Raw genomic sequence first — 7,390 nt, forward strand, 5'->3', positions numbered from 1 at the left:
TCCTACGTGCTGGGCGGCCGGGGCATGGAGATCGTCTACGACGAGGAGACGCTGCGGGGCTACATCACCCGCGCCACCGAGCTCTCGCCCGAACACCCGGTGCTCGTCGACCGCTTCCTCGAGGACGCGGTGGAGATCGACGTCGACGCGCTGTGCGACGGCACCGAGGTCTACATCGGCGGCATCATGGAGCACATCGAGGAGGCCGGCATCCACTCCGGCGACTCCGCGTGCGCGCTGCCGCCGGTGACGCTGGGCCGCAGCGACATCGAGAAGGTGCGTCACGCGACGGAGGCCATCGCCCACGGCATCGGGGTGGTGGGGTTGCTCAACGTGCAGTACGCCCTCAAAGACGACGTGCTCTACGTGTTGGAGGCCAACCCGCGCGCCAGCCGCACCGTGCCGTTCGTCTCCAAGGCCACCGCAATCCCCCTCGCCAAGGCGTGTGCCCGAGTCATGTTGGGCGCCAGCATCTCCCAGCTCCGTGACGAAGGCATGCTGGTGGCCACCGGGGACGGTGCCCACGCCGCGCAGAACGCCCCCATCGCGGTCAAGGAGGCCGTGCTGCCGTTCCACCGGTTCCGGCGCGCGGACGGGTCCGCCATCGATTCGCTGCTGGGTCCGGAGATGAAATCCACCGGCGAGGTGATGGGCATCGACCGCGACTTCGGCAGCGCCTTCGCCAAGAGCCAGACCGCCGCCTACGGGTCGTTGCCGGCCGACGGCACCATCTTCGTGTCGGTCGCCAACCGGGACAAGCGATCGCTGGTCTTCCCGGTCAAGCGCCTGGCCGATCTGGGTTTCCGGGTCCTGGCAACCGAGGGCACCGCGGAGATGTTGCGCCGCAACGGGATTCCCTGCGACGAGGTGCGCAAGCACTTCGAGGACCCGCAGCCGGGCCGTCCCGCCATCTCGGCGGTCGACGCGATCAAGGCCGGTGAGGTCAACATGGTGATCAACACGCCCTACGGAAACTCCGGCCCGCGCATCGACGGCTACGAAATCCGTTCCGCCGCGGTGTCTGTCAACATCCCCTGCGTCACCACCGTGCAGGGCGCGTCGGCCGCCGTTCAGGGCATCGAGGCCGGCATCCGCGGCGACATCGGCGTGCGATCCCTGCAGGAACTGCACAGCCAGATGTCGGACAAGGGCGCGCGGTGACCGGGTTCGGGGTTCGGCTGGCGGACGCGAAGGCGGCGCGCGGGCCGTTGTGCGTGGGCATCGACCCGCATCCCGAGTTGCTGCGGGCCTGGGGCCTGCCGAGCACTTCCGACGGGCTGGCCGCGTTCTGCGACATCTGCATCGAGGCGTTCGCCGGATTCGCCGTCGTCAAACCGCAGGTGGCGTTCTTCGAGGCGTACGGCGCGGCCGGGTTCGCGGTGCTGGAACGCACCATCGCCGCGTTGCGATCGGTCGGCGTGCTGGTGCTGGCCGACGCCAAGCGCGGCGACATCGGGACGACGATGGCGGCCTATGCCGCCGCGTGGGCGGGCGATTCGCCGCTGGCCGCCGACGCGGTGACGGCCACTCCGTACCTGGGCTTCGGATCGTTGCGGCCGCTGCTGGAAGCCGCCGCGGCGCACGACCGCGGCGTTTTCGTCCTGGCGGCCACCTCCAACCCCGAGGGCGCGACCGTGCAGCGTGCCGCCTTCGACGGCCGCACGGTGGCCCAGCTGGTCGTCGATCAGGCGGCGGTGGTGAATCGGTCCGCCACACCGGGCGGGCCGGGCTATGTCGGCGTGGTGGTGGGCGCGACGGTGCTGCAGGCGCCCGATCTCAGCGCGCTGGGCGGGCCGGTGCTGGTGCCGGGCCTCGGCGTGCAGGGTGGCCGGCCCGAGGCGCTTGACGGGCTGGGCGGAGCGGCGCCCGGCCAGCTGCTACCGGCGGTGGCGCGGGAAGTGCTGCGGGCCGGGCCGGGAGTGGCCGAACTGCGCTCCGCGGGCGAACGAATGCTGGACGCAGTCGCCCACCTGGCGACGTAGCCCGATCGGCCTAGTCCGACGCGATTGCCGTACTGGGCCTGTTGGTTTCGACGATGACGGTGGTGGCCTTGACGACGGCCACCGCGACGCTGCCGGGCCTCAGCTGTAACTCCTCCGCGGCCTCGGTGCTCATCAGCGAAACGACGGAGAAGGGCCCGCACTGCATCTCGACCTGGGTCATCACCTTGTCGCTGACCACGGACGTCACCAGACCGACGAAACGGTTGCGGGCCGAACTGCCGATGCTGAGCGGGTCGGCCGGCGGGGCGGGCGCATTGGTGCGGGAGAAATGGGCCAACTCTTCGCTGGCGATGACTTTGCGGCCGGCCGCGTCGTGGCTCACGGTCAACATGCCCTGGTTGATCCAGCGCCGCACGGTGTCGTCGCTGACTCCCAGGAGCTCAGCTGCCTGACGAATCCGCAGGTTAGACACTGTTAGAGGGTACCTGAAACCGGACTGGGCTCTAGTAAAAAAATCTGAGCGGAGATCCCGGTCTGACGCGCACTTGCGGATCAAACTCTATCCTCGATCCGTGTTTGCGGTCGAACATGGTAACTGGCTCATGACTCACGGGTTGAGCCGTGCCGTCGGGCGGTCACGAGGACGAATTCGCGGTCGGGGCTGAGACAGGTGCCGACCTTGGGGAACGCCCCGCAGCGGCCGCGTCAGGCCGGGAGATGGCTCGCTGGGGGCTGTCGCGGGTACGACCGCGACGACGCAAACCGGGCTTGACCACCGGCGCGACACGCGCGACACGCCGCGAAAGATGCGTGATCCCTTGCACGAGGCGTCGCGGCCGTCCGTCGCCGGCTTTCCGGGCGGGCTGGGTGCGGCGCTCCTCGGCGCTCAGCGAGAGGAAAAGCACTGGTAGAGAGCCTGAATGCGCCGGCGTCAAGGACGATGGCACGGTCCGGGCAGCGTCGCCGCCGTTACCCCTCGGCGTGGCCCGGCGGACCGCTTTGTGGGTCCACGGTGGGGGCACATGCTGGGAGTTTGTCGCCATAACCAGGGGGTCGGGTTAGATTTCGTCAGGAGGCCTGAGTACGGTCGTCTCCGCTGGCAGAAGTACCGGCAGAGACAAAATTTGAGATCGATTGATAGTGATTGATCAGATACGGAGGAATCGTGGCCCTTCCCCAGTTGACCGACGAGCAGCGCGCGGCCGCGTTGGAGAAGGCGGCTGCCGCACGTCGAGCGCGAGCAGAGCTCAAGGACCGGCTGAAGCGTGGTGGTACCAACCTCAGCCAGGTGCTCAAGGACGCCGAGACCGACGAAGTCCTGGGCAAGATGAAGGTTTCGGCGCTGCTTGAGGCGTTGCCCAAGGTTGGCAAGGTCAAGGCGCAGGAAATCATGACCGAGCTGGAGATCGCCCCCACCCGCCGCCTGCGTGGCTTGGGCGACCGGCAGCGCAAGGCCCTGCTCGAAAAGTTCGGCTCCTAACCCGCCCGCCGACGATGCAGGCCGCACGGCCTGAGGAGGCGGGCCATCGGACCCGAGCTGTGGGCCTTTCGGCCCAGGAGCACCAGTGAGTGCCGGCGGGGGACCGGGCGTTGAGCACGGGGCGCGTCCCGAACCATCAGGTGTGGGGCGCGTAGTAGTGCTGTCCGGTCCCTCTGCCGTCGGCAAGTCAACGGTGGTCCGGTGTCTGCGCGAGCGGCTGCCGGACCTGCATTTCAGCGTGTCGGCCACGACGCGCGCACCGCGGCCGGGCGAGGTCGACGGCGTCGATTACCACTTCGTCACACCCGCCCGTTTCCAGGAGCTGATCGACCGGGGCGCGCTGCTGGAATGGGCCGAGATTCACGGCGGATTGCACCGATCGGGCACGCTGGCCGGGCCGGTCCGTAGCGCCGCCGCTTCCGGGTTTCCCGTGCTCATCGAGGTTGACCTGGCCGGAGCCAGGGCGGTCAAGCAGGCGATGCCAGAGGCGGTCACCGTCTTTCTCGCCCCACCCAGTTGGGAGGATCTCGAAGCCCGGCTCGCCGGTCGCGGCACCGAAACCCCGGACGTGATGCGGCGCCGCCTCGAGACGGCTCGCATCGAAATGGCAGCCCAGGACGACTTCGACCAGATCGTGGTCAACCGTCGATTGGAGTCTGCGTGCGCCGAATTGGTATCCTTGCTGGTGGAAACTGCGCCGGGCCGGCACGATCCGGCTGGCCAGACCAGAAACCAGACCCCACCCAATCGAGATTGAGCACCGAATTCAAACGGTCAGCAATCCGCTCTGATCCGCCAGGAGATTGACCTAAGTGACTATTCCGCAGTCTGACGCGACGCTGGCCGCCGTTCCCGATCGGTTCGACCCGGCGGCCGGTGGCCAAGGCGCCTACGACACCCCGCTGGGCATCACCAACCCGCCCATTGACGAACTGCTGGACCGCGTGTCGAGCAAGTACGCCCTGGTGATCTACGCCGCCAAGCGGGCTCGCCAGATCAACGATTACTACAACCAGCTCGGCGAGGGCATCCTCGAATACGTGGGCCCGCTGGTCGAGCCAGGACTGCAGGAGAAACCGCTCTCGATCGCGCTGCGCGAGATCCACGGCGACCTGCTCGAGCACACCGAGGGCGAGTAACAGGCCCGGGACGGCTATGGACCGCGAACGGGTCTCAAAACGGGTCGTAGTCGGCGTATCCGGGGGCATCGCCGCCTATAAGGCGTGCACCGTCGTCCGTCAGCTCTCCGAGGCCGGTCACTCGGTCCGTGTCATCCCGACCGAGTCCGCGTTGCGCTTCGTCGGCGCCGCCACGTTCGAGGCCCTCTCAGGCCAGCCGGTGCGCACCGGCGTTTTCGACGACGTGCCCGAGGTGCCGCATGTTCGTCTGGGCCAGGACGCTGACCTCGTCGTCGTGGCGCCTGCCACCGCCGATCTGCTGGCCCGGGCCGTTCACGGCCGCGCCGACGATCTCCTGACGGCGACCCTGCTCACGGCCCGATGTCCGGTGCTCTTCGCGCCGGCGATGCACACCGAGATGTGGTTACACCCCGCCACGGTCGACAACGTCGCCACGCTTCGCCGCCGCGGAGCTGTCGTGCTGGAACCCGCGGCCGGTCGTCTCACCGGCACCGACAGCGGGCCTGGGCGGCTGCCCGAGGCCGAGGAGATCACCACACTGGCGCATCTGCTGCTGGAGCGCCACGACGCGCTGCCCTACGACCTCGCGGGCCGCAAAGTGCTGGTGACCGCCGGTGGCACCCGGGAACCGGTCGATCCGGTGCGTTTCATCGGTAACCGCAGCTCCGGCAAGCAGGGCTATGCGGTTGCCCGGGTCGCGGCCCAGCGCGGCGCCGAGGTGACGCTGATCGCCGGGCACACCGTCGGACTGATCGATCCGGCCGGCGTCGACGTCGTGCACGTCAGCACGGCCGAGCAGCTCGGCAACGCGGTGTCCAAGCACGCGCCCGAGGCGGACGTGCTGGTGATGGCGGCGGCGGTCGCCGACTTCCGGCCGGCGCAGGTTGCAGCCGCCAAGATCAAAAAGGGTCCGAACGAGCAGGACGAGCCGCCGACGATCCAGCTGGTGCGCAACGACGACGTGCTGGCCGGCGCGGTGCGGGCGCGCGCCCACGGTGAGCTGCCTAACATGCGCGCCATCGTCGGGTTCGCCGCCGAGACCGGCGACGCCAGCGGTGACGTGCTGTTTCACGCCAGGACGAAGCTGCGACGCAAGGGCTGTGATCTGTTGGTGGTCAACGCCGTCGGAGACAACAGGGCTTTCGAGGTGGACAGCAACGACGGGTGGCTGCTGGCGTCCGATGGCACCGAGTCCGCGCTGCCGCACGGCTCCAAGACGTTGATGGCGAGCCGTATCGTGGACGCGATCGTCTCGTTCCTGCACGGCCACAGCGGGTAGCGGGTTTGCTCGCTGGACGGCGCCTGACGGGGCGCCGGATGGCCGCCGACCCGGGTTGGGCAGACTGAGACCGGCGTTGACGATATAATTCGACTAACTAATTAATCGGAAGGACTTCAATAGTGAGCGAAAACGGTCGTCTGTTTACCAGTGAGTCGGTGACCGAAGGGCACCCCGACAAGATCTGTGACGCGATCAGCGACTCGGTCCTCGACGCGCTGCTGGCGCAGGACCCCCGCTCACGCGTCGCGGTCGAGACCCTGGTGACCACCGGGCAGGTGCACGTGGTGGGTGAGGTCACGACCACCGCGAAGGAGGCGTTCGCCGACATCACCAACCTCGTCCGCGCGCGCATCCTGGACATCGGTTACGACTCGTCGGACAAGGGCTTCGACGGGGCGTCGTGCGGCGTCAACATCGGCATCGGTGCCCAGTCGCCCGACATCGCCCAAGGCGTCGACACCGCCCACGAGACGCGTGTCGGGGGCGCCGCGGACCCGCTGGACCTGCAGGGCGCCGGCGACCAGGGGCTGATGTTCGGCTACGCGATCAACGACACCCCCGAGCGGATGCCGCTGCCGATCGCGCTGGCTCACCGCCTGTCGCGGAAGCTGACCGAGGTCCGCAAGAGTGGCGAGCTGCCGTACCTCCGTCCGGACGGCAAGACGCAGGTCACGATCGAGTACGAGGACAACGTCCCGGTCCGGTTGGACACCGTGGTGGTGTCCACTCAGCACTCCGACGGCATCGACCTGGACAAGACGCTGGATCCCGACATCCGCAAACACGTGCTCAAGGCCGTCCTCGAGGAACTCGCGCACGACACGCTGGACGCGTCGTCGACGCGGGTGCTGGTCAACCCGACCGGCAAGTTCGTCGTCGGCGGGCCAATGGGCGACGCCGGGCTGACCGGCCGCAAGATCATCGTCGACACCTACGGCGGCTGGGCGCGCCACGGCGGCGGGGCCTTCTCCGGCAAGGACCCGTCCAAGGTGGACCGCTCCGCGGCCTACGCGATGCGGTGGGTGGCGAAGAATATCGTCGCCGCCGGGCTGGCGGAGCGGGTCGAGGTGCAGGTGGCCTACGCCATCGGCAAGGCGGCGCCGGTCGGCCTGTTCATCGAGACCTTCGGCACCGCGACGGTCGACCCGGTCAAGATCGAGAAGATCGTTCCCGAGGTCTTCGACCTGCGGCCCGGCGCCATCATCCGCGACCTGGACCTGCTGCGTCCGATCTACGCGCAGACCGCCGCGTACGGGCACTTCGGCCGCACCGACATCGAACTGCCTTGGGAGCAGCTCGACAAGGTCGACGACCTCAAGCGGGCCGTCTAGGCATCGGGTGGTCGGACTCTAGCGCGGGCAGGCCGTCGATACTGCTCCGGTTCCGCTTGAGCAGACTCGCGTACTTGTCATCGGTGGCCTTGCGGTGCGCGGCGTCGAGCACCGGCCGTTCGTCGACCAGCTCGTAGTAGGGCACCGCGAATCCGCAGGCGTCGGCGATCCGCTCGACGTCGACGACGATCGCGGTGCGCACTCCCGAGTGCTGA

General features: G+C 68.5%; 7 protein-coding genes and 2 pseudogenes. 7 read left to right on the forward strand and 2 right to left on the reverse strand.

All coding sequences use genetic code 11. The features are described 5' to 3' along the window. A pseudogene (carB, locus tag JOZ00_RS11750) lies at positions 1-1,161 on the forward strand (carbamoyl phosphate synthase large subunit); the annotation flags it as partial. Next, on the forward strand, positions 1,158-1,982 hold the full coding sequence (gene pyrF, locus JOZ00_RS11755) for an orotidine-5'-phosphate decarboxylase (protein WP_293343953.1): 825 nt from the start codon (positions 1,158-1,160) through the stop codon (positions 1,980-1,982). The pseudogene carB and the gene pyrF, both read left to right, overlap by 4 nt. 10 nt (positions 1,983-1,992) lie before the next feature. Here the strand turns inward: pyrF and JOZ00_RS11760 are convergent, their stop codons facing one another. Continuing rightward, entirely contained in the window at positions 1,993-2,415 is a 423-nt protein-coding gene (locus tag JOZ00_RS11760; RefSeq protein WP_293343955.1) for a TOBE domain-containing protein, read from the reverse strand. 693 nt (positions 2,416-3,108) lie between these two features. On the opposite strand from JOZ00_RS11760, the gene mihF reads away from it, so the two are divergent. From mihF to metK, 5 genes are all read left to right on the forward strand, one after another. Continuing rightward, positions 3,109-3,423, forward strand: coding sequence for an integration host factor, actinobacterial type (mihF, locus tag JOZ00_RS11765; protein WP_003872557.1), 315 nt, complete (start codon positions 3,109-3,111; stop codon positions 3,421-3,423). Between the two features lie 85 nt (positions 3,424-3,508). After that, the gene (gmk, locus tag JOZ00_RS11770) at positions 3,509-4,180 is read left to right on the forward strand and encodes a guanylate kinase (RefSeq protein ID WP_293344018.1); all 672 of its coding nucleotides are present in this window, start codon (positions 3,509-3,511) and stop codon (positions 4,178-4,180) included. 55 nt (positions 4,181-4,235) lie between these two features. Next, on the forward strand, positions 4,236-4,562 hold the full coding sequence (rpoZ, locus tag JOZ00_RS11775; RefSeq protein ID WP_293344020.1) for a DNA-directed RNA polymerase subunit omega: 327 nt from the start codon (positions 4,236-4,238) through the stop codon (positions 4,560-4,562). A gap of 16 nt (positions 4,563-4,578) precedes the next feature. Next, on the forward strand, positions 4,579-5,841 hold the full coding sequence (gene coaBC / locus JOZ00_RS11780) for a bifunctional phosphopantothenoylcysteine decarboxylase/phosphopantothenate--cysteine ligase CoaBC (protein ID WP_293344022.1): 1,263 nt from the start codon (positions 4,579-4,581) through the stop codon (positions 5,839-5,841). Between the two features lie 122 nt (positions 5,842-5,963). Further along, complete coding sequence (gene metK / locus JOZ00_RS11785; protein WP_293344024.1) at positions 5,964-7,175, forward strand: methionine adenosyltransferase; 1,212 nt, start codon at positions 5,964-5,966, stop codon at positions 7,173-7,175. On the opposite strand, the pseudogene JOZ00_RS11790 reads toward metK, so the two are convergent. After that, positions 7,159-7,390 (reverse strand): annotated as a pseudogene (locus tag JOZ00_RS11790) (pyridoxamine 5'-phosphate oxidase family protein); the annotation flags it as partial. The gene metK and the pseudogene JOZ00_RS11790 overlap by 17 nt on opposite strands.

The organism is Mycobacterium sp., assembly GCF_019243155.1.
In the GTDB taxonomy this organism is placed as follows: domain Bacteria; phylum Actinomycetota; class Actinomycetes; order Mycobacteriales; family Mycobacteriaceae; genus Mycobacterium.

Bases quoted from the DNA above. Each gene is read 5' to 3' on its own strand.
- coaBC (WP_293344022.1), top strand. From the start codon at position 4,579: ATGGACCGCGAACGGGTCTCAAAACGGGTCGTAGTCGGCGTATCCGGG.